The sequence below is a fragment of the Belliella calami genome (assembly GCF_022549695.1).
GTDB classification, from domain to species: Bacteria; Bacteroidota; Bacteroidia; order Cytophagales; family Cyclobacteriaceae; genus Belliella; species Belliella calami.
This window is the reverse complement of record NZ_JAKZGS010000001.1, coordinates 1-23,254: the sequence shown is the minus strand read 5'-3', so window position 1 is coordinate 23,254 and position 23,254 is coordinate 1. Positions and strand designations below refer to the sequence as shown.

Sequence of the window (23,254 nt, the reverse complement as noted above, 5' to 3'; positions counted from 1 at the left end):
AATCTCAGCTATAATAATTCTGAGCATTATGGTGATCCTGATATCTCTGGTGTTTTTTATCAGAAGTCCCTGGGGGCAAGGTATTGTCGTGGAGAAAGCAACTTCTTTTCTTTCCCAAAAAACAAACACTAAAATAGAAATTGAAAGACTTTTCTTGACTTTTGGTGGAAACCTTTCCTTAGAAGGCCTTTACGTAGAGGATATGCAAAATGACACATTGTTGTATTCCAAAGATCTTGAAGTTGGTATTGGATTATGGGATTTTATCAGTTCTGGTGATCTTCATATATCCAAACTTGATTGGGAAGGTCTCAAAGCACGAGTTGTTAGAAAAGAAAATTCCGAGAAATTTAATTATGATTTTTTGATAGATGCTTTTGTTTCTGATTCTACAAACATCCAAGATACTGAAGTAAATCAAACTGAGGCTGAATCTGAACCCATGAAAATCTCAATTGATCCAATTTCTTTGAGGAATTTCGACTTGATATATCTTGATGAAAAAATGGGTATGGATGCGAAGTTATTATTAGGGAGTCTGGATGTTGATATCCCATTTTTAGATTTAGAAAAATTGGAATTTGATATTAGAAATATAGAGTTGAAGGAAAGTCAAATTAGCTACAGGCAAACGAAGCCCCTAGAAGCATCTGAAGAAGAGGAATCTGATTCGGAAGCTTTGGCCTTGGTTTCACTGGATAATTTTTTGATCCAAAATGTATCATTGATGTACAATGATGAAGTATCAAATCAACTGGCAGATGTGTTTATTGGAGATTTGAGATTGGAAGTGCCAGAGTTCGATTTGGAAACCCAAAAAGTGATGGTAAAGGAATTGTCCTTATTAAAATCAAAGATATTGTTTCACGATTTTTCCACCCCATCAGTTGCTTCAAACTCATCAGATCAAACTGAAGCTACACCTTTCAAGTGGCCAAATTGGATTGTTGATGTAGGTTTAATCAATTTGGAGGAAAACAGAATTGAATTCAAGACAAAAGATGTAGCACCAAGACAAGGGTTTTTTAATCCCGAGGCAATGGTTTTTGAGGAGTTAACTCTGACTTTGGATAATATTTATTTGAAAAATGAAAAGGCAGGATTAAATATCAGTGAATTCAATTTTAAAGAAGCTGGAGGGTTTGAATTAAGGACTTTTACTACAGGACTCAAACTCGACAATAAATCAATAGAGATTGATGATTTCCGGATTGAGACAAATAGAAGTAAGCTTCGGGCTGATGTGGCACTAGGCTACAATTCCATCCAAGCCTTGATTGAATCACCGGACCGTAGCTCAATGGATATTGAGGTAAGTCAGTTTTTGGTTGATGTTAGAGATGCATACTTTTTTGAACCAAGTTTAAGAAATGATGAAATGATAAAAAGTTTGGCTTCTTATCCGGTAAGAATGAAAGTTCGTGCTAGAGGAGACATAACTTCATTGGATATCCCAAATTTAGAAGTGAGTTGGGATGAAACTAGACTGACAAGTTCCGGGAAAGTATCCAATCTTTTGGATATGGATTTATTGGCCTTTGATTTTCCTGAAATTTCCCTAAAAACAAATAAGAATACAATTCTAAAGTTCGTGGATCAGCAAAGTCTAGGTGGAATTAACTTGCCTGAAAGCCTTTCATTGGATGCAGAAGTAAAAGGAAAGCTGGATGATCTGAAAGCGCAGGCATTTCTAGAAACTGAAATGGGCAAAATCAATTTCGATGGTGCTTTCAAGAATCAAGAGCAAATAGTTTTTTTGGCAAATATCAAAGTTGATCAATTGCAATTAGGGAATTTGTTGGACAATCCGGGCTTGGATACATTGACTTTCGAAATTCAAAGTTCGGGAAGCGGATCCTCAATAAATGATCTGAGTGCTGAGCTCACTTCCAATTTTGAAAGGTTGAGAATAAATGGGAATGATTATTCGGGAATGGTATTGGAAGGACAGATGGAGAATGGAATTGGTGATGTTAAGCTATCCCTTGAAGACGAATATTTGAATTTTGAATTGCTTACAAAACTTGAGCTAGATTCAATAAACTCCAAGATAGATGTCAATTTAGATCTAAAAGGAGCCGATTTTTATGAACTTGGATTTTTTCCACAAAGCCTAAGGGGTAAGTTTTTATTTACAGCACAATTTGAAGGAAATCCAAGCAGTTTTGATTTGCATACTAACTTGAAAGATGCAATCATGGTTTATGAGCAACGAAGTTATCCAATTGGAAGCCTAGATCTCAAAGCAATGATAAGAGAAGACTCCACGAGTTTGGATATCAAAAGTTTATTGGTCAATGGAAAATTGAGGTCAAATACTTCACCACAATTATTAAGTGATGCAATTGGTGATCATTTGAGAAGGTATCTTGATGAGCAAGATTCCAGCTTACTTGCGGATGGCGATATTATGATGAATTTGGACTTGACGATAAATCAAGCTCCGATATTGAATCAGGTTTTTTTACAAGGGTTGGAAAAATTGGATACTGCAAAGATCATTGTAGATTTCAACCAAAGGGAAAGTAAACTTGATGCAAATGTGGATTTCCCATATTTGAAATATGCAGGGATTGAGTTAGATAGTTTGGGGGTGAGGGTAAGATCAGATCAAGAAGATTTGGATTTGGCTTTTGGGTTTATGAAACTTGTTACTGGGCCTTTATCTATGGATAGGACTTATTTCAAGGGTGAGTTGCAAGATTCAAGATTGTATTTTGACTTCAACTCGTTTGATGGTGAGGAGAGACTTGTACATGTAGCAACTGACATTGGAATGAATGGTGACACGCTGAGTATTCATTTTTCACCTGAAAATTTATTGCTGAACAAACGAGAATGGCAGATACCAAAAAATAATGAGATTCTTTTGGCTGAAAAATTTATTCATTTTGAAGAATTTAGATTTTTTAGAAACAATCAGGAATTACAGATCAGGGATGATTTAAACGATGTTTCAGAAGAGCACCTTGCAATGGAATTTAAGGATTTCAGGTTAGAAACCTTTACCAGTTTGCTCAATCCAGATGAACTGATTGCAGGAGGTACCCTCAATGGTAGATTGGTTGTCGAGAACCCATTTGGAGCAATAGGTCTTTTGGCAAACTTAAAAGTTGCGGAACTCAAGGCTTTGGATGTTCCTTTGGGCAATCTTTCATTGGATGCTGTGTCTGAAAATTTAGGTAATTACAAACTTGAACTGGCATTGAAAGACGGCGGTTTTGATTTGGATTTGGGAGGAAGTTTTATCGCTGATGAGGCTGGAGGGGAATTTGATCTTGATTTGGATTTGAATAAAATAGAGATGCAAGTCATTGCAGATCTTGCAGGTTCAGAATTAAGAGATGCATCAGGATATCTTTCTGGCAAAATCAATGCATCAGGAACTACAACTGACCCGAGATATGAAGGTGAATTCTCTTTTAAACAAGCTTCTTTTTTAGTATCCCAACTGAATTCAAAATACCTCATGCCTGACGAAAGGATTAGGATTGACAATGAAGGTGTATATCTAAACAATTTTACAATTCAGGATGTGGAAGGTCAGAATTTTGTGATCGATGGATCAGTCAAAACAGAAAGCTTTGTCAACCCAAGTTTTGATCTAAGCCTGAAAGCAAATAACTTCAAAGCAGTAAGCTCCAGTAGAGAGGATAATGACTTATTCTTTGGGAGTGCTATTTTGGATGCGGATGTGGCAGTGACAGGAGATTTGAACCTTCCAAGAATCAAGGCCGATATCAGTATCAAAGAAGGGACAGATTTCACTGTAATCATTCCGGAGACACAATTAGATATTGTAGAAAGGGAAGGTGTAGTCCAATTTGTGAATAGACAAGATCCATTTGATATATTGACGCGTCAGGGTGATGAAGTCACTGGTTCATTTGCTGGATATGATATCAGGTCAGTCCTGAAAATTGATCCGGACGCTGTATTTAGAATTGTAGTGGATGAGCGATCGGGTGATAATCTGGAAGTGTCTGGGAGGGCTGATTTAAATATGGAAATCAATCCAAATGGAAGAATTACTTTGAGTGGTAATTATGAAATTAATAATGGTCATTATGAAATGTCACTTTATAATCTCGTAAGTAGAAGGTTTGAAATAGCATCTGGTAGTAGGATTACTTGGAATGGAGACCCTATGGATGCCAACTTGAGTATTTCGGCTATCTATTCGATCAGGACTGCTGCTACAGAATTGATGGCTTCTCAGCTTTCTGGTTCGAATACGGAATCTAGAACCCAATTCAATCAGGAACTGCCTTTTTCAGTTTATTTGAATGTGAATGGGGAATTGCTAAGGCCAGAGATTTCATTTAGACTTGATATGCCAGAGGAACAAAGAGGCGCACTTGGGGGAAATGTTTATAGCAGAGTTTTACAAGTAAATGAGCAAGAAGATGAACTCAATAAACAGGTCTTTTCCTTATTGGTTCTCAATAGATTTTTCCCATCCACCGGCAGTGATGGTTCGGGAGGAGGAACTTCTGCGATTGCACGAAATAGCGTGAGCCAGGTTCTTTCAGGTCAATTGAACGCTTTGTCTAGCAGCGTTTTTGGAAATTCAGGATTAGAATTGGATTTTGATTTGGATAGCTTTACCGATTATCAAGGAGGTAGTGCACAAGATAGAACACAACTGAATGTAAGTGCCAGAAAAAGGATGTTTGACGATAGGCTAATAGTCCAAGTTGGTAGCCAAGTAGATGTGGAAGGAAGTTCCCAAAATCCAGATCAAGCCAATGCAGTTCTTGGAAATGTAAGCTTGGAGTATATCCTCACCAAAAACGAAAGATATAGATTAAGGGCTTTTAGAAAAAATCAATTTGAAAGTATTATCGATGGTCAGTTGATCATTACAGGGATTGGAGTCATTTTCAACAGAGAATTCAATGAGTTTTTTGAACTTTGGAAAGGGGTAGAAGCGGATAAGGATAAGTCAAACCCAATCGATAAAATCAAAGAAGAGAACGGTAAAAAAGATAAGGAAGAAGAAGGAAAAGAAAAGCCTTCTGAAGGAAAGTCTGAAAATCTAAAGAAGGAGGAAGATGAAAATTAAGTCCAAAGAAATATTTATTTTTTGTTTGCTATTTGTTTTGTCAGAAGCATGCAGTGTAAAAAAATTCATACCTGAAGATGAATATCTATATACGGGAGCTGATTTGGAACTTAAGTCTGAAGAGAGTATTCAGGATTTCAAAGATTTGAAATCTGAATTGGAAGGGTTGATGAGACCTGAGCCCAACAACAAAGTTCTGGGAATGTATTTTGGACTTTGGACACATTACAAAGGAAGTAAAGAAAAGCCAGGGTTTATCAATAGATTTTTGAAAAGAAAATTTGGGGAAGAGCCGGTGTATTTTAGTGAAGTGGATCCAGCTACTACAGAGGAGTTGATGGTAAACAGATTAGAAAATAACGGTTTTTTCTATTCTGTAGCCTCCTCAGATGTGGATAGAGATGGGAAATTCGCATCAGTAGCTTATAAAGTTGAGGTGTCTAAACCATATTTATTGCGGGATATAAGCGTCGATAGAGATTCTCTGGAAGTTGATAAAGAAATCATTAAACTGATGGAGGAGACCATTCTGAAAAAAGGTGTTCGATTTAATCTGTCAGAGCTAAAAAGTGAAAGAGAAAGAATCGATGAAGAATTGAAAAAAATCGGCTATTACAATTTCAATCCCAACTATCTGATATTTGAAGCAGATACAAATATTAATGAGCAACGTGAGTTTGATCTTTTTTTAAGGTTTAGATCTGATACACCTAGTAGTGGGATTATTCCCTACACGGTGAATAACATTAGGGTTTTTCCAAATTATTCTGTCTCTGAAGAGGAAGACAAGATCGATACCGTGACAATAGAAGGGAAGGATTTTATTCAAGGTGTTGAGGTTTTTAAACCGAAATTGCTGGAACAGTATATTTTACTGGAAAAAGGGGAAAGATATTCTCCTGAAAAATCCAGATTGACAAGTAATAGGCTGACATCTATTGGGAATTATCGCTTCGTTAACTTACGGTATGAGGAGCTAAGCGATAGTGTGACCAAAGGAAATTTGGATGCAGATATATACTTATCACCAATGAATAAAAGGTCAGTGAGGGTAGAGTTGCAGGGGGTGTCTAAATCAAACAACTTTGCCGGCCCAGCACTGAATTTGATTTATAGGAACAGAAATTTGTTCCACGGCGGTGAGACGATGAATTTGACTGCCAAATTTGCTTATGAAAATCAAATTGCAGGAGGACAATTGTCTGGCTTGAACTCCATAGAGCTGGGGTTGAAGGCAGATCTGATTTTTCCTAGGGTAGTGTTTTTCCTTCCCATCAAAGAGAAATTCAGCTACTCTGTGCCGAAAACCAAAATGAGTTTGGGTACTGAATATCAAAATAGAGGAGGGCTCTATAGGTTAAACACATTCTCTGCAAACTACGGGTACTATTGGAATGCCAATAGATTTGTCTATCATGAGATCAATCCAATAAGTTTAAATTTGGTGAACCTCTCAAGGACATCACCGGAGTTTGATGAGATATTGGATAACAACCCTTTCCTCCGAAGGAGTTTTGAGCAGCAGTTTATAGCGGGTATCAATTATACCTTCAATTACAACAAGCTTTCAGATAGATTTAGGACTCATGGCATTTTTGTAGGAACTACACTTGACCTTGCTGGAAACGGTTTGAATCTTGCCAAATCAGTAACAGGAGGGGAGCCTGGGACTTTCATTGGCTTGAATTTCGCCCAGTATTCCCGAGCTGATGTAGACGTTAGATACTATCTCAGATTGAACGAAAAGCATACAATAGCGACAAGGCTTTTTGGTGGTGCAGGACTGCCTTATGGGAATTCAGAATCATTGCCTTTTGTAAAACAGTTTTTCTCAGGTGGCCCAAATAGTGTGAGAGCATTTCGGATCAGAGGTTTGGGACCAGGTACATATAGACCCGAACAGATCGATTTGGGGTCTTTTTTTGATCAAGCAGGTGATGTAAGGCTGGAAGGAAATATAGAATATAGGTTTCCATTGGTTTCGGTTTTGAAAGGGGCATTATTTATGGATGCAGGTAATGTTTGGTTAATCAATGAAAATGAAGCTTTGCCGGGTGGAAAATTCACATCCAACTGGTGGAATGAAATGGCTGTTGGTGCTGGATTCGGAGCAAGAATAGATATAGAGTTTTTTGTGATAAGATTCGATTTGGCTACACCTCTAAGAGTTCCATATTTACCAGAAAACGAACGCTGGGGCAATACTTTTGAATTTGGAAGTAAATCTTGGCGAAGAGAAAACCTCATCTTCAACTTTGCCATTGGCTATCCCTTCTAAATTTCTTCATTTGGTCTAAACCTTATTGCAATTGGGTAAGGAAATGCATGGAGTATTTCACCTGATCGGATTTTATTTTGCATTTCCACCCAATGATCTGGATTGAATAAGTCTTTGTGGTATTCCCAAAAGTGTTCTTTTACATCTGCTCTGCCAATCATGAATCTTTTGAAATCCTCTGGGAAAACATCATTTTTGGCAATGTCATACCAAGGGCTTGAAGCATAAATCTGTTCATAAGTTTCTGCTTTAGGTTTCCATCTAAAATTCATATCTGTCAAAAATTCTATTTCATCATAATCATAAAAAATCACTCTTTTTTGTCGCGTTACACCAAAGTTTTTTGTCATCATATCCCCAGGGAAAATGTTCGCTTGTGCAAGTTGAAGAATACTGTTTCCGTATTCTTCTACCGCCTGCTTCGCATCTTCATGGCTGCAATGCTCCAAATAGATGTTTAAAGGGATCATCCTTCTCTCAGTGTATAGATGTTTGATGATCATTTTATTATCCTTGATTACCAAAAGTGAATTAGTGGTGTTTCTCACTTCTTCTACAAGTCGAGGATCTACTCTGTCTAGCGGGAAATGGAAGTTCTCAAATTCATGCGTATCAGCCATTCTTCCCACACGATCATGTAATGACACGAGCTTGTATTTTTCACGAACCTCCTGCCTTGTCATGTTTTTTGGAGGCTCAAAGTGATCCTTGATAAGCTTGAATACGATGTTGTAGCTTGGTAAGGTAAACACTGTCATTACCATCCCCAAAATCCCTTCTGCTATGGTAAATTGATCTTTACTTTCATTTAGATGAATTAAGAAGTCACGATAGAATTCAGTTTTCCCATGTTTGTTGAAACCAATGGCATTATAAAGTTCATGGACTTGTTTGTGGCTAATGACAGCATTCAGAAAAGAAACCATCAATGAAGGAATCTCTACTTCTACCATAAAATAAGACCTGCTAAAGCTGAACATGTGCGCCATGATTCTTGGATCAAAAATCATTGTGTCAACATAAACTCCGCTTGGACCATTTAGAAATGGGATGATAAAAGGCATCCATTTTCCACCAACTCTTGTTCTACCGATAAGGTATGCGGCTTTATTTCTATAGAAAACACTTTTTAGCACCTGTGTGATTGTATCTTGGGTAGGCTCGTACCTAGTCAAAATCACTTCCCTTACTGCTTTGACCAGATACTGGATATCTTCCTCTTTACTCAAATAAGGAACGCCAAAATCAAAATCTTCAATGATTTTTCGAATGATTTTCTGAAGTCCCCAAGAAGATGGGTAGCTATGATAAAGACTGTCTACTGGATGAAGGTCACAAGTGTCATAACCTTCATGGACAAACATTACATTTTCATTTATTTCCAAATTGGGATATGCTTTCCTTATGACAGAATTAAAAAAAGTTTCCGCGAGCTCTTTATCTTTCCGAGCTGAAATATTCGCTGAATATTGGATTTTTGCTTCTTTCCAAAACTCTTTACTTTCAATATGTGGTTTTAGATTTTCCTCTAATGACAAAACACATACCCTTACGAAATCTTTGTAAATGCGGAGTCTTCTTCTCTGATTCTCATGCATTGCAGACCAATTTCTTTCAGCAAAAAACTTTGGAGCCAATCCAGTCAATTCATTGAACTTGTAGATATAGTTTTCGAACTCTAAAGTGATACTATTAATAGCATACTCAATTGCCTTATTTATGGTCATGATTGTATTTTAATAAAAATTAAGCTCTGAAAATATTTTTTAAAATCTGAAATTAGTAAATCTAGATTGAAGGGTATGTACAAAACATAAATTTTTATTAGAGGTTTTCACTATTTTGTCACTGGCTGTATGAAGTTTTTATGGTAAAAAGTATTTTTGAAAGGTGAAAATTATGGGGTAAATGGGATGCTATATTATATTTTACACGACCAAATAAAATTTTCGCAATCGATTGTTTGGACAATAAAAAAACATTTTCTACCTTTCCTGCGTGTTATTCATTCAATGAATATCTACAATAGGTTTAATAGGTTTGAGAGATAGAAAAGGTTCGAGCAATGTTCGAACCTTTTTTGATTTTATAAGATTTTGTGTTTCTTTAGCATTCGTTTTGACATCTAATTTAAATATGGTTCATTCCAACAAAATCATTCACTTTCTTGTATTGTTTTCTCTGATTTCAGTTTTGTCATGCTCGTCTAAAAATGAGGAGAATGATGTTTCAAAAGAGGAAAAAACACATGCAGATATGGACGAAGAGGCTCAGCTAATGGAATTGGGATTACAAAAGCTTTCAGCTTGGTCTAGCCATTGGAAAAGTGTTGATTCTGATTTTGATCTTAGTGCTTTTGAATTTTCCCGAAAAGACACAATAGAAGGAATAGAACGACCGGAAGAGCTCCATATCACCCAAGGAAGCCCTTTTTATCCTCATCTCAAAAAGCAGCCCGATGGACAAGGGGTTGTTGATATTTACAGCTATAAAATTGTGTTTCCGGAAGAAGGGAGACCATATTTCAATCCAGATTCAGAAGTGACTTATTTTAGAGCTGATGGCATGCGTGAGCGTTTGCTATTTATGGGGCCATCTGGTGCATTTGAAGATTTGGTTTGGCTGACACCTGAAATCTTGCTTGTAGTAGGCCATTTTGAAGATGAAAATGGTGTCTCCCCAAAAGCTTGGTTGATTTATCCCAATGACGGGATTGTCACTCAATATGACAATTCACTTCAATCAAAAGAATATAAAAGAGAGAGTTTTTTGCTTAAGAGATTTACAGGTGTAAGTTTGGTAAATGGACTTTAAAGACGTTATAAAGAAGTTGGATAAAATGCTTTCGCAACCACTTCCGGGTAGGGAGGGGCAGATAAGTATGGCGCCTAAGCCTGTAGATGAAAAGAGGTTTTCCGAATATCAGCCAGTTAATCCTAGAAGAGGGGCTGTTTTAATGTTGTTTTATCCTGGTGAGCATGATACTTTGGTTCCATTTATCAAAAGACCAAGTTATGATGGGGTTCATGGAGGGCAGGTCTCTTTCCCTGGAGGCAAATGGGAAGAAGAAGACCACGATTTATCGCAAACTGCTCTGAGGGAAACCGAGGAAGAAATCGGCGTCAGACAAAACAATGTCAATTTGCTGGGGAAATTATCTGACCTATATATCCCACCTAGCAATTTTCTTGTATCCCCCTATATTGGATTTGTAGAAGAAAAGCCAATGTTTGTACCCGATCCATTTGAAGTAGATCGGATTATTTCCTGCCCAGTTGATTTGTTGACAGATCTGAATATTAGGAAAGAAGGAGAGATTGCTGTTTGTGACCAAATGAAGCTTAATGCCCCATATTTTGATATAGAAAAAGAAATGGTTTGGGGAGCTACCGCAATGATGCTTGGGGAATTTATGTTTCTCTGGGAAAATTACTGATTGGTTTTTTTTGGCTTTTCGGGCATTTAGTGTATTTATGTAGTTCAATCAACCCCAAATATAATGGAAGAAAATATCCCTTTGTTGACCAATGATGCAGTAGTTTTTGGTATCCTGATGATTATTCTGGCATTGGTTTTTTCAACATATAATAGTGAAAATACATTTTTCAAAAAGTTTTACCGCGTAGTTCCTTCCATTTTACTTTGTTATTTTATTCCAGCCTTATTAAATTCATTTGGTGTGATATCTGGAGAATATTCAGGGTTGTATTTCATGGCTTCAAGATATTTGCTTCCAACTTCACTTGTGTTGCTTACGCTCAGTATAGATTTCAAAGGTATTATGAAACTTGGACCAAAAGCGCTGATTATGTTTTTGGCGGGTTCTTTAGGGATCATTTTGGGAGGACCTATGGCATTGTTTGTGATTTCTTGGGTCTATCCGGAGATTCTGGGTGGGGTAGGTCCTGATGAAGTTTGGAGGGGATTATCTACGATTGCTGGGAGTTGGATAGGTGGAGGAGCAAATCAAACAGCCATGTTGGAGATATTTGGTGCAAGTCCAAGTTTGTTTTCCCAAATGATCGCTGTGGATGTGATAGTAGCCAATGTTTGGATGGCTGTTTTGCTTTACTGGGCAGCTAAACCTGGTGTAATAGACAAATTGTTCAAAGCAGACAGCTCTGCAATCCATGAATTGCAGGACAAAGTCGAAAAGTACCGCGATAGCATCTTGAAAATACCTACCATGGCAGATACAATGAAGATTCTTGGAGTTGGATTTGGAGTTACTGGATTGGCACATCTGATAGCAGATAATCTGGCGCCTTTTATTGGAGAAAATTATCCCCAGCTGAATCAATATTCTTTGGATTCTACATTTTTTTGGATTGTGGTTATTGCGACCACTGGGGGGCTGATTCTTTCATTTACGAGAGCACGTGAGATGGAAGGCGCTGGTGCTTCCCGATTAGGCTCAGGCATGCTTTACGTATTGGTGGCAACTATTGGGATGCAAATGGACTTGATGGCTATCTTCGATAACCCTATCCTTTTCTTGATCGGGATATTATGGATGCTTTTCCATGTGGTCATCATGCTGCTGGTAGCTTACCTTATCAAGGCGCCATTCTTCTTTGTGGCTGTGGGTTCACAGGCAAATGTTGGAGGCGCAGCTTCTGCTCCGATAGTAGCTTCGGCTTTCAATCCCTCCCTTGCCCCAGTAGGTGTTTTGATGGCGGTTTTGGGATATGCTGTGGGTACTTATGGAGCTTTGCTTTGTGGCTATCTGCTCCAATGGATTCATAATTTGTAAACCATTCAAAAAAGCAATCCACAGCCAATTTTTGTGAGTCAAATTGGCTGTGGGTTTTAGGCTGTATTGTTTCCTGTTTTAAATTATTTAGACAGCTTTCTTATTTACCTTCACAGCAGTGCCACTGGCAGTTACCATAAGCATTCCGTCCCTGATCGTTTCATAATCCAAATCGATTCCAATGACAGCATTTCCGCCAAAGGCTCTTGCCTGCATCTCCATTTCTGACAATGCGATAGATTTTGCCTCGCGAAGAACCCTTTCGTAAGATGAAGATCTTCCACCGACGATATCTGTGATGCTTGCAAAAAAATCCTTGAAAAGATTTGCTCCAATTATAGTTTCTCCAGATACGATACCTAAGTATTCTGTAATTTCATACCCTTCCAAAGAAGGAGTCGTTGATACGATCATTTTATTAGTAGTTAAAGATTAATAAAGGAACTAAAATACAAATTAGTAAAATTTAAAATGTGTTTAGAGTCAATTTTATTTCTAAATATAAAAGTGGGAGAACCAAAATTTAGGTTTAAGTTTATGAGTATCCGCAATTGAGTATCCGCAATGGTGCACTTTGGGTAAGAAGAGGCTTTATAAGTTGCGGATCTCGTCAACAGACAACTGTCAACAGTCAACAAATAACCTCAAATCGTTCATCAAGCATTCTATTGATTGGCTATGTGCAAGAAAGCAGATAGGCATATGAAGTTTTTTGGTTACATACTACTTTCTCAGATTCCATAAAAAGTTTTATGATTATCCGCCTCTTTGCCAGTAGCTTTAATTCCAAGGTTGATTGCTTATGTTCAATATCTATGAGTATCTAATATCAATTAATATCGGATCTAAGCTAAATCAGGTTTTTTTTAGTTAGTGGCAAAGTTCCGTATATCCTTAGAATCATTTCTTTCTTTCTTAACAAAGAAGCTGATAATCATCATAGTTTTCAAGTATATGGGGTATCCAAAGCAATGCTTTGTGTATATTTGATTTCTAGTAAAAAGCATAGCCAAAGAAACAAATATGAATACTGATATAAAGATTGCGGTATTAATTGATGCAGATAATATCCCATCTGGTCAAGTAAAGGAAATGATGGAAGAGATTGCTAAATATGGAAATCCTACCATCAAAAGAATCTATGGTGATTGGACCAAACCTCATCTTGGTAAGTGGAAAAATGTTTTGCTCGAAAATGCGATCAATCCAATTCAACAATATGGCTATACGACAGGTAAAAACGCGACTGATTCGGCAATGATAATTGATGCCATGGATATCCTTTACTCTGAAAAAGTAAATGGTTTTTGTCTTGTTTCCAGTGACAGTGATTTCACCAAACTTGCTACTAGGCTAAGAGAAGCAGGAATGACTGTAATTGGAATTGGGGAAAAGAAAACGCCAGAACCATTTATAGTAGCCTGCGACAAATTTATTTATCTCGAAATCCTCCGAACTCAATCAGATAATCAGGAGGAACAGAAAGATCAAAAAACACCTGTACCTCAGGTGGATAAGATAAACCCTAAATTGATCAGGTTAATTGCTTCCACTATTGGGGATTTGGCTGATGATGAAGGTTGGTCATTTATGGGTGATATTGGTAACCTTTTGCAAAAAAAGCAACCAAATTTTGATTCTAGAAATTACGGTTTTCAGAAATTGACACCCTTGATTTCTTCCATTGATAGATTTGAAGTTGAGCAAAGAGAAAATCAAAAAGGGAGATTTAAGTTGATCTATGTAAGAGATAAGAAAGGATAATACAAGCAATCCTCTTCTGAGACCTTTCCTATCTTAGTAGTCATTTTGACTTTACCTCACTTTAGGGAGGTTAGGGAGAAATCTTGTTCCGAATTTCATACTCCTATTTTAATATACACTTTCCTGTTTCAAAGAAGCAAAGAGACTCTCTTAAGATCCTTTCTTGATCTAGGTGACTTAATAATTATATTGATTATTCATCCCGCTAGGAAAGGAAGCGGATAAATTTAACACTGAACGATATTTGATGGAGATTTTGAGGGAAGGATAAAAAAAGAGGCGGTATCGCACCGCTACGACCGCCTACCCTTGCTTCCTTCCGGACCTGGGGGATTCAGCAGGAGCTGGTCGTACCGCCGATACAAAGGTAGTTTAAAATTATTCCATTCCAAGTATATAATGTCGATTAAATCTCCCCAATTTGCTAAAATGCTTATTTTCAGACCAAAAAATTATGGCAGTATATTTGCAGATTTTACCATAGACAAATGAAAATAAATTATGAAATATTCAATAGTTTTTACCTTTGCATTAATTTTATTGGGTTCATGTGCTGTTTTCGGCCCTAGAGCAGAGTTTTCTAAAGGAATGTCAGAAAGACAATTCCTTAGACAAAACAGAGATGCAGTCATCAATACCTTAGATGGGGAATTTACTACCTACAGAGTAAATAGAGGGGAGACATTCTATGTTCTTGCGACTTTTGAAGATGGAAAGTTGATTAAGTTGGAAGAAAGGGAGATGGTGCCCACATGGATGCCTCAACAACCTTCCAATCAAAATAATAACGAGGAATAACAATTAAAGTAATCCGTATATTAAAAAGCCTGGCAATTTGAAATTGTCAGGCTTTTTGAATTTTTTTAAACTAAAAAGAGGTTAGGTTTCTATTTTACCCCTTTCAAGTATAGATTAAATTCCATGGCGCCATTTTCTTCAAACTCATCGACAGCCAAATCTTCAAAGACTTCCTCATCAAATTGCATTTCTGTTTTTTCGATTTTACCATCTGGATGTACAATCAACTCGATTCCACTCCAATCTTCTGGATTTACCTGTACCAGTACTTTGTAGTCATCAAACGTTCTTTTATAATATTTAGAGAGCTTATTCATAAGTTAAATGTTTTCAATCATAATGTTTGTTATTTAATACAAAGTTAGGAAGATCACTCAGTTATTTTTTTTTAATCATTATTGTTGCTTTAAAAAAATGCATTTAATTGCTATTGAGAGTATTTTTTATAAAAAAAGTGCACAATGTGGTATTTTTGTAGTACTAGTATTTTTTGGTTATTTTTTGAATTTGTCTTCTTTTACTTAGTATTTGTTCGTGTGAATAATACCAATTATAAGTGGGATTCGCTATCAAATATTGTTTTGAACCTTCGCGTATTAGGTATAAAGATGAATTATGGTTGAGAATCAAAAGGAATAGAAAATGCAAATTTTGGTTTCCTTTCGATGACTTAGGAAAAAGCATATTTGTAACATATATTATTGTTAAAAATCCTTTTTGTGAGATTTTGAAAACATGTTTTTTATCACTTGCCAATTACAATTGAATAGATTTCAAATAAGATGAATATTTCAAGTTTACTATTTGGAACACAATGATTAGTTATGAGTAAAAGTTAGTTTATAATTATTTTCAAAAATTTAAATAAACATTTATGGTAAGAAAAATGATTGCTGAGTTCCTTGGGACTTTTTGGCTTGTATTCGGAGGTTGTGGAAGCGCATTATTTGCAGCAGGATATCCTGAACTAGGAATTGGTTTTGCAGGGGTTTCATTGGCTTTTGGATTGACAGTTGTTACCATGGCTTATGGATTGGGGCATATTTCGGGAGCTCATTTGAATCCTGCAGTTACAGTAGGCCTTTGGGTTAGTGGTAGGCATAGTGGTTCTGAAGTAGGGGCATATATATTTGCACAGATTTTAGGTGCAGTGGCAAGTGCGAGTGTTTTGTTTTTGGTTTTGTCGGGAGCTGGCGATTTCCAAATTGGAGGCTTTGCCTCAAATGGGTATGGGGAACTTTCACCGGGAGGTTATAGCTTGTTTTCCGTCTTTTTGGCTGAAGCTTTATTGACATTCTTCTTTTTATTAGTAATTCTCGGAGTGACTGACAAATTTGCTCCGAAAGGATTTGCAGGTTTGACGATAGGCTTAGCCCTTACTTTGATCCATTTGGTCAGTATTCCAATTTCAAACACCTCAGTCAATCCAGCAAGAAGCATAAGCCAGGCTTTGTTTGCACAGACGGATGCAATTAGCCAATTATGGGTCTTTATTGTTGCACCAATTTTGGGCGCTGTTTTGGCTGCTTGGGTATATAAATATCTTTCGAATATAAAAGAATAGTGATTCTGTTTTTTAGATTGTTGCTTGCGTGAGTAAATTCAATAATCAGCATAATTCACTGAATTCTTTAGATATGAAGTTAATTATGCTGATTTTTTTGTTTTTCATTTGAATAGCATGTCATATTATATATTGTGATTAGCTGCTTTCTTAACAATTGTCACTTTTAACATTCTTCAAAGTATATTTCAACCAATCTGCGGTTTGATGATTTAAGACAGTTGACCATAAATAACGTAAATGCTATTTGCTATCATCAAAAAATGATAACGATTTCAAAAAAACCTGTTTCGTGATTTGTAAAGTCCCTCCCAAAATTCGGATCTAGAAATGAAGTTCATTTTTGAATTAAAAGATGTCAGAAGGTATTTTCAGTCTAATTTGGGAATGCAAAGGTTGTTTAACCTAATTTATCATGTTTAGTGGTTGGGGAATTTTTTCTCAAATTGTTTCAATTCCTGAATTATTCTGAAGAATAAAGAACATTTTCTTCATTTATTTTTCTTTAGGGATAGAGAGTAGGCTAAAAACAAGCAAATATGGGTTGTAGTATTTATCAAAAGAATTGTCAATACGCTAAAGGTTGAAATGCCTGATTTTTGATAATTGTTTGATTACTAAATATTTTTTTTGATTGAGTATAAGTGCGTATTAGTTTAATTGATGATCGCATACCGATAAACTACTTTTGTAAACTGAATATTAAATAATGTTCTAGTTTAAATGGGTATTCAGATTTTATAATCAGGTTAATATGGGAAAACATTACAAACTACTTTTAGCTTTTCTATTGTTTGGTACTTTAAAAATTGATGTTGGTGCACAGCAGTTACCACAATTCAGTCAATATATTTTTAATGGCCTACACATAAACCCGGGGTATGCGGGTTATAAAGAAGAGGGTTATATTCAATCAACTTACCGATCACAGTGGGTTGGGTTTCCGGGTGCACCAAAGACTTTATCAGTTTCGGCGGATTTCAGTGCCAATGAAGGGTCTATGGGATTTGGGATTTCTTTTTTGAATGATGCATTGGGACCTGCTCGGACGAGTGGAGCATTATTAACTTATGCATACAGAATTCAGACGGGCTTTGATTCGCATTTAGGGTTAGGTATAAGTGCTGGAGCTTCTGAATATGCCATTGATAGATCTATGCTTGACCCTCTCGATTATCCTGATGAGGTCCTAGCTGGAGGATTGGCTAATCTCTATACTCCAAATTTGAATGCAGGAATATTTTTCAATACATCTACATTTTATGCAGGAATAAGTGCATACAATATGGTAGGAAAAAGAGTGTTGGAAAGAGAGGACATAGCCTTGGCTTACCATGATTTTCACTATTATTTCACAATGGGTGGGTTAATACCTGTGTCTGATGTGGTCAAGTTTAAACCTTCCATATTGGTAAGGGAAGTAAAGGGAGCACCTACCAACTATGACTTAAATGCCATGGTATTGTTTCATGATAGAGTGTGGTTAGGCGGATCATTCAGATCAAATGTGAAATGGGGTAAAGATAACTTGCCTTCTAATTTGTCATCAAGAAATGCTGTTGCATTGATATTAGAAGTTTTTGCTACTCAAAATTTAAGGTTTGGTTATGCTTATGATCAGAATCTTAATGTATTGGTAGACATGAGGCACAATTCCCACGAGATTTCTTTAGGATATTACCTCTCACATAGAAAAGCACAGATGAAAAATCAAAGATGGTTCTAATTATGAAGAAATTTTACAAACTAATTATACTTTCCTTATTGCTTGTAGGTTTTGTGTTTAATGCAAGAGCACAAAACCAGATGCTAAGGTATGCAGATCAGGAAGTCCAGCTTGGTAACTACCATCATGCTGCGGATATTTATACACAAGCTTTCCAAAGGAAAAATTCCTATATAGCAGCCAAAGGTGCAGCATTAAGTTTTGATAAACTTAATGATTATTCCAACTCTTATGATTGGTGGGGAAAAGTAATTGATGTGTCCTCTGAACCAATCAAAGAAGATATTGAAAGTTATCTACTATCTGCTTATGTAGTTGGTAGAGAAAATGTTGCGATTGAAAAGATAGCTTCCCTTGGATATGCAGTAGAAGAAATAGAGCAATCTAAAGTCGAAATGATTTTGGCTTCTCGTGATATGCAAAGCAGTCTGACTTTGGAATACTTGGGTGAGTTGAACTCTTCGAATGCGGCTGACTTTACTGGCGCATTAGATGAGGAAGGAAACATTTATTTTGTTTCTGATAGAGAACAGTTGATGGATAGCAAGTCCATGCCTTTGATAAGAATGGATGCCCGAAATAGAACTTTTAACAAAAACATCTATGATTGGACAGGAAGAGAGTACCTGAAGATCTATAGACAAGATAAAGAAAAAAACATCCAAGAAGTACAATTCGAAAGAAGTGACTTTCTCCATATCAGTGATCCTGCGATTACCAAAGTTAATGGGGTGGAATATATGTTTTTTACAGCCACCAGGGATGTCACCAAAATCAAAAAGAAAAAAAATATAACGGTACATCCAGAGTTGTTCTATGGAAAATTAGAGGATGGTAAAGTTATTGGTATTCAAGATTTTCCATATAATAGTTTCTTGGAGCACAGCGTTGTTACACCATTTATTATTAATTCAGGAAACAAGCTTTTCTTTTCGTCAGACATGGCTGGTGGAATTGGTGGGTTTGACATCTATTTTGTAGAATTTGGAAATGATTTTCAATTCACTGATCCTATTAATTTAGGTGAAAATATTAATAGCGAAGGAGATGAAAGAGATCCATATCTTTTTGAGGAAAAGATTTTCTTCTCCTCAAATGGACATGAAGGCTTTGGGGGCTTCGATATTTTTCAGGCAGATTCCAAGGGTGATGGAATATTTTTAAACCTAATTAATTTAGGAGCCCCCATTAATTCTCCCAAAGATGATTTCGGATATAAGAAGTTCAAGAAAGACGAAATTTATCTGAGCTCCAATAGATTGGGAGACTCAGGTTTAGATAACATCTACAAACTTTCCAACCAGCTGAGACAATTGTTGGTTCGTGTAGTGGATTGCGATGGTGAATTGGTTACGGATTTTGATTTGAATGTATTTCAGGCCAAAGGAGAAAAGGTTGATATGAAGCTGAATAGCGAAGGAGCTTACGTGGGGGATTTGGAAGCTGATACTAAATATGATCTTAATTTGGCCAAAAACGGACATTTTTCTGTAGAGGACCATACAATTACCACTGTTGATATGGAGCCTGGTATTATTGAAAGAGACTATAGGCTCATTAGAATACCATCAGACCTGGTAGTATTTACAGATATAATTTATTACGGCCTTGATAAAAGTGATATTAGAAATGATGCCGAGGAAATTTTGGCAAATGTGAGTTCCTTGATGGACAAATATAAATTTTTGGAGTTGAAAGTTGCCTCTCATACAGATTCTAGAGCTTCATCAGATTACAATGTGGCCTTGAGTAAAAGGAGAGCAGAAGCTGTGAGGGAGTCTCTAAATGTGAAAGGAATCAATCAAGATAGGATTTCATTGGAATGGTATGGCGAAGACAAATTGATTACAGATTGTCCTGATGGTGTGGATTGTTCTGAAGATGACCATCAATTGAATAGAAGAAGTGAACTGAGTCTTTCAATTGTATTAAAAGAAGGTTCATTAGTTCCAGAGGATTTCCTAGAAGATGAATTGTGTAAGGAAGCAGATCTAATAAATAAGATACAAAAGGACTTGAAGATTCCTACAATCTATTTTGATTTTGACAAATCACATTTAAAGCTTGAGCATAAAATGGATTTGGAAAGACTGATACTTCTTTTGAACAACAGCAACATAAATCTAAACTTAGAAGGACATACTGACATTAGGGGTAGCGAAAGCTATAATAAATCATTGTCAGAAAGAAGGTCAGAAATTGTCTTGAAGTATCTTATAGATAGAAACATTCAAAAAAATAGGTTGACCTATGAGTGGTTTGGAAAATCAAAACCTGCTGTAGACTGCTTGACTCAGGATTGTACTCCTGAAATGCATCAGTTAAACAGAAGAACAGAAATAAAGATAAAATGACGCTTATGAAAACAAGAATTTCATCTTTATTGAAAAGAATAACTTTAGTTTTTCTTTTCGTTTTCAATGTGTTTGCTTTCCAAAGCTTTTCACAGACAGTAAATCAGGGAGAAATGGCTATTTTGCCTGGTACTACAGTATCAACTTTATTTAATCTCGATAATAGACAATCAGGCAGATTGATCAATGATGGGGATTTGTATTTGTTCGCAAATTTGAATAATGATGGAGAGATCACTTTCTCTAATGGTACTGAAGGTGTCTCTAGGTTTGTCGGACAAAATACTGTCCAACAAATAATGGGTACCAAAATCAGTAATTTGAACAATGTAGTCTTTGATAATGCGTCTGCGCCAAATGCTTTTCATTTATTTGGAGACTTAAGTGTTGCGGGTATTTCAAATTTTATTGAGGGAATCGTATTAGCAGATGGATTTGGTGGGTTGATGATCTTTGAAAAAGGTTCAGAACATCAGAGTACATCAGACAGAAGTCATGTAGACGGGACAGTAGCCAAAGTTGGAAATGAAAGTTTCAACTATCCAATTGGTGACTCAGGCTTCTTTAGATTTGCCGGTATTTCTGCTCCTGCAAATGAAAGTGAAAGGTTTAGGGCTAAGTATTTCCTAGAGGATCCAAACAATTTTTATCCGCGTGACCAAAAAGCTCCTAGATTGAATTTGATAAACGATGCAGAATACTGGGAGTTGGTAAAAGAAAATGGCCAATCAGATGTAAAATTGACACTCTCTTGGAGGGATGTCACTACACCAGCTTTTATTCTAGGACAAACAAATAGTGTGGTTGTGGCAAAATGGGATAATTCTGATAACCAATGGATTAGTTTGGGTGGAGATGTAGATTTAGCTTCTCAGACTGTTACTACGCCTTTGGTGCTTGATTCCTATGGGATTTTTACCCTAGCTGTTTTGTCTAGCAACTTGGTCAATATGGCTATTGAGAAAACCTCATTTGATGTTTCGATTTGGGAAGGTGATGTCTTTGAATATGAAATACGGGTACAAAACAATTCAGAGTTTGAAGCTACCGAAGTTGTTATTGTAGACAATTTACCCAATGGTGTTTCTTATGTAAGTAATGAAGTAGAAACGGCATTTGGCTTAATGGAATACTCTTTAAATGTTATTGGACAGACCCTTACATGGAGTGTGCCTGTGTTTTTAGCAGGTGATGAAATGATAATCAGATTAAAAGTTAGGGCTGAGACACCAGGTACCATCATCAATTTTGCAGAGGTATTGGCTTTGGAACAGGACCAAGATCTCAACGATAATACAGATACAGATGAGAATAGAATTTTGGAGTTTTTTATTCCAAATGTAATAACACCGAATGGTGATGGAGATAATGACACTTTTCAAATCATGGGACTTAGCAAGTTTGCGAGTAACAAAATTGTCATTTTCAATAGGTATGGGGATCATTTATTCGAATCGGAAAATTACCAAAATGATTGGGATGCTGACGGCCTCCCTGCAGGTACATTCTTTTATATTCTTACTGTGAATGAGCACAATGGGCAGGAAAAGCAATTTAAAGGTTGGATTCAGGTCGTAAAAGAATAGTAATTATTTAAATGCATTAAAGTGGACTGTCCACATAAATATAAAATTGGTAGAATGTTTTTTAGAAGGAATAAAAATTATAGCAATATGAAAAAAATACTACTTTTGGTTTTGTTTGTAGGTGCCTACATAGAAGTATCTGCACAAGTTGGGATAGGAACGGTTGATCCATCTCGCTCAAGCCAACTTGAGATAGTATCATCTGACAGAGGTCTCTTGATTCCTAGAGTCGCACTTACGAGTGTCACTGATAGTGGAACCATTTCAGCTGGTAATGTAGAGAGCTTGTTGGTTTATAACACAACTGAAAATGGACTAATCGTCCCTGGGTACTATTATTGGTACAATGATAGATGGAGAAGAATGGCATGGACAGGTGCTGGAGAGGGTTCGAACAATTTTGTTACCTATAATCCTACCACTAATGAATTTTTCTATACCAATCAGGATGGTGATTTGGTATTGATAGACATGGGTGATCTTTTTGAAGAGACTGTCACAACTATGCAACTGGTTTCCCCTGGAGTATATAGCTACAAAAACGAAGCTGATGTGGAGTTCATCATTGATGTTCCCGCTTCAGTGGTCAACCAGTTTGAGAACATCTATAATGAAATTTTGAACGAGTCTATCACGATAGAGGGAGAGACCTACAATACTTTTGAGGAATACCTAACAACGATAGCCAACCAGGCGGTAAACATGGGGGACAGTGAGTTCATCCAAGTTACAGGTTCGGGAACGGAATCAGATCCATATATCGTATCCATATCGGAAGGGGTAGCCAACAGCATGTTGATCACGAATGCCAATGGCGATGTTGAGTGGGCAACCATAGAGAGCATCGTGCAGGCGAACGAGACGATCACAAGGATAGAGCAGAATACAGACGGTAGCTATACCTACTTCAATGAATCGGATGTTGAGTTTATCATCAACATCCCTGCGAGTGTTGTGAACCAGTTTGAGGAGATCTACAACCAGATATTGACCGAAGAGATCACGGTTGAAGGCAATACCTACACTTCATTTGAGGAATACCTTGAGTTCATAGCGATCAATGCTGTGAACATAGATGGCGGTGATTTCATTACCGTTACAGGTTCGGGAACGGAAACGGATCCATACGAGATCACGATAGACGGCGGAGCTTCGAACAGCATGTTGATCACGAATGCCAACGGTTATGTTGAGTGGGCAACCATAGAGAGCATCGTCCAGGCAAACGAGACGGTCACGAGGATAGAGCAGAATACAGACGGTAGCTATACCTACTTCAATGAATCGGATGTTGAGTTTATCATCAACATCCCTGCGAGTGTTGTGAACCAGTTTGAGGAGATCTACAACCAGATATTGACCGAAG

15 protein-coding genes and 1 other RNA gene are annotated in these 23,254 nt (G+C 36.8%); 12 read left to right on the top strand and 4 right to left on the bottom strand.

Going from position 1 to position 23,254, the window contains the following annotated elements; translation table 11 throughout:
* The first annotated feature begins 28 nt into the window (after positions 1–28).
* The gene (locus MM236_RS00080) at positions 29–5,065 is read left to right on the top strand and encodes a translocation/assembly module TamB domain-containing protein (protein ID WP_241272879.1); all 5,037 of its coding nucleotides are present in this window, start codon (positions 29–31) and stop codon (positions 5,063–5,065) included.
* Positions 5,055–7,343, top strand: coding sequence for a translocation and assembly module lipoprotein TamL (tamL, locus tag MM236_RS00075; protein WP_241272878.1), 2,289 nt, complete (start codon positions 5,055–5,057; stop codon positions 7,341–7,343). The genes MM236_RS00080 and tamL overlap by 11 nt, the downstream gene beginning before the upstream one ends.
* On the opposite strand, the gene aceK is transcribed toward tamL, so the two are convergent.
* Entirely contained in the window at positions 7,340–9,070 is a 1,731-nt protein-coding gene (aceK, locus tag MM236_RS00070; protein WP_241272877.1) for a bifunctional isocitrate dehydrogenase kinase/phosphatase, read from the bottom strand. The two genes, tamL and aceK, sit on opposite strands and share 4 nt — an antisense overlap.
* Before the next feature lie 409 nt (positions 9,071–9,479).
* Here aceK and MM236_RS00065 point away from each other — a divergent pair, with 409 nt between their 5' ends.
* From MM236_RS00065 to MM236_RS00055, 3 genes are all read left to right on the top strand, one after another.
* On the top strand, positions 9,480–10,157 hold the full coding sequence (locus MM236_RS00065) for a bifunctional isocitrate dehydrogenase kinase/phosphatase (RefSeq protein ID WP_241272876.1): 678 nt from the start codon (positions 9,480–9,482) through the stop codon (positions 10,155–10,157).
* Entirely contained in the window at positions 10,147–10,779 is a 633-nt protein-coding gene (locus MM236_RS00060; RefSeq protein ID WP_241272875.1) for an NUDIX hydrolase, read from the top strand. The genes MM236_RS00065 and MM236_RS00060 overlap by 11 nt, the downstream gene beginning before the upstream one ends.
* Positions 10,780–10,842: 63 nt before the next feature.
* On the top strand, positions 10,843–12,096 hold the full coding sequence (locus MM236_RS00055) for a DUF819 family protein (RefSeq protein ID WP_241272874.1): 1,254 nt from the start codon (positions 10,843–10,845) through the stop codon (positions 12,094–12,096).
* An 87-nt stretch (positions 12,097–12,183) separates the two neighbouring features.
* On the opposite strand, the gene MM236_RS00050 is transcribed toward MM236_RS00055, so the two are convergent.
* The gene (locus tag MM236_RS00050; RefSeq protein ID WP_241272873.1) at positions 12,184–12,510 is read right to left on the bottom strand and encodes a YbjQ family protein; all 327 of its coding nucleotides are present in this window, start codon (positions 12,508–12,510) and stop codon (positions 12,184–12,186) included.
* Positions 12,511–13,119: 609 nt separating this feature from the next.
* On the opposite strand from MM236_RS00050, the gene MM236_RS00045 reads away from it, so the two are divergent.
* Positions 13,120–13,860, top strand: a complete 741-nt coding sequence (locus MM236_RS00045) for an NYN domain-containing protein (protein ID WP_241272872.1) — start codon at positions 13,120–13,122, stop codon at positions 13,858–13,860.
* Between the two features lie 272 nt (positions 13,861–14,132).
* On the opposite strand, the gene ffs is transcribed toward MM236_RS00045, so the two are convergent.
* An RNA gene (ffs, locus tag MM236_RS00040) (signal recognition particle sRNA small type) lies at positions 14,133–14,221 on the bottom strand.
* Positions 14,222–14,361: 140 nt separating this feature from the next.
* Here ffs and MM236_RS00035 point away from each other — a divergent pair.
* Positions 14,362–14,658, top strand: a complete 297-nt coding sequence (locus MM236_RS00035) for a hypothetical protein (RefSeq protein ID WP_241272871.1) — start codon at positions 14,362–14,364, stop codon at positions 14,656–14,658.
* A gap of 89 nt (positions 14,659–14,747) precedes the next feature.
* On the opposite strand, the gene MM236_RS00030 is transcribed toward MM236_RS00035, so the two are convergent.
* A complete protein-coding gene (locus MM236_RS00030) occupies positions 14,748–14,975 on the bottom strand; it encodes a hypothetical protein (RefSeq protein WP_241272870.1) in 228 nt (75 codons plus the stop codon).
* 557 nt (positions 14,976–15,532) lie between these two features.
* Here MM236_RS00030 and aqpZ point away from each other — a divergent pair.
* The 5 genes from aqpZ to MM236_RS00005 all read left to right on the top strand — a co-directional run.
* Positions 15,533–16,222, top strand: coding sequence for an aquaporin Z (gene aqpZ, locus MM236_RS00025; RefSeq protein ID WP_241272869.1), 690 nt, complete (start codon positions 15,533–15,535; stop codon positions 16,220–16,222).
* Between the two features lie 754 nt (positions 16,223–16,976).
* A complete protein-coding gene (locus tag MM236_RS00020) occupies positions 16,977–17,948 on the top strand; it encodes a PorP/SprF family type IX secretion system membrane protein (RefSeq protein ID WP_241272868.1) in 972 nt (323 codons plus the stop codon).
* A 2-nt stretch (positions 17,949–17,950) separates the two neighbouring features.
* Positions 17,951–20,302 carry an OmpA family protein gene (locus MM236_RS00015; protein WP_241272867.1) on the top strand — a complete coding sequence of 784 codons (2,352 nt, stop codon included), beginning with the start codon at positions 17,951–17,953 and terminating at the stop codon, positions 20,300–20,302.
* A gap of 5 nt (positions 20,303–20,307) precedes the next feature.
* The gene (locus MM236_RS00010) at positions 20,308–21,888 is read left to right on the top strand and encodes a T9SS type B sorting domain-containing protein (RefSeq protein WP_241272866.1); all 1,581 of its coding nucleotides are present in this window, start codon (positions 20,308–20,310) and stop codon (positions 21,886–21,888) included.
* 87 nt (positions 21,889–21,975) lie between these two features.
* A partial coding sequence (locus MM236_RS00005) for a phage tail-like protein (protein ID WP_500793347.1) occupies positions 21,976–23,254 on the top strand: 1,279 nt, incomplete at its 3' end.

Bases quoted from the DNA above. Each gene is read 5' to 3' on its own strand.
- MM236_RS00015 (WP_241272867.1), top strand. From the start codon at position 17,951: ATGAAGAAATTTTACAAACTAATTATACTTTCCTTATTGCTTGTAGGT.
- MM236_RS00055 (WP_241272874.1), top strand. From the start codon at position 10,843: ATGGAAGAAAATATCCCTTTGTTGACCAATGATGCAGTAGTTTTTGGT.
- MM236_RS00060 (WP_241272875.1), top strand. From the start codon at position 10,147: ATGGACTTTAAAGACGTTATAAAGAAGTTGGATAAAATGCTTTCGCAA.
- MM236_RS00080 (WP_241272879.1), top strand. From the start codon at position 29: ATGGTGATCCTGATATCTCTGGTGTTTTTTATCAGAAGTCCCTGGGGG.
- MM236_RS00050 (WP_241272873.1), bottom strand. From the start codon at position 12,510: ATGATCGTATCAACGACTCCTTCTTTGGAAGGGTATGAAATTACAGAA.
- tamL (WP_241272878.1), top strand. From the start codon at position 5,055: ATGAAAATTAAGTCCAAAGAAATATTTATTTTTTGTTTGCTATTTGTT.
- MM236_RS00035 (WP_241272871.1), top strand. From the start codon at position 14,362: ATGAAATATTCAATAGTTTTTACCTTTGCATTAATTTTATTGGGTTCA.
- aceK (WP_241272877.1), bottom strand. From the start codon at position 9,070: ATGACCATAAATAAGGCAATTGAGTATGCTATTAATAGTATCACTTTA.
- MM236_RS00030 (WP_241272870.1), bottom strand. From the start codon at position 14,975: ATGAATAAGCTCTCTAAATATTATAAAAGAACGTTTGATGACTACAAA.
- MM236_RS00010 (WP_241272866.1), top strand. From the start codon at position 20,308: ATGAAAACAAGAATTTCATCTTTATTGAAAAGAATAACTTTAGTTTTT.
- MM236_RS00045 (WP_241272872.1), top strand. From the start codon at position 13,120: ATGAATACTGATATAAAGATTGCGGTATTAATTGATGCAGATAATATC.
- MM236_RS00020 (WP_241272868.1), top strand. From the start codon at position 16,977: ATGGGAAAACATTACAAACTACTTTTAGCTTTTCTATTGTTTGGTACT.
- aqpZ (WP_241272869.1), top strand. From the start codon at position 15,533: ATGGTAAGAAAAATGATTGCTGAGTTCCTTGGGACTTTTTGGCTTGTA.
- MM236_RS00065 (WP_241272876.1), top strand. From the start codon at position 9,480: ATGGTTCATTCCAACAAAATCATTCACTTTCTTGTATTGTTTTCTCTG.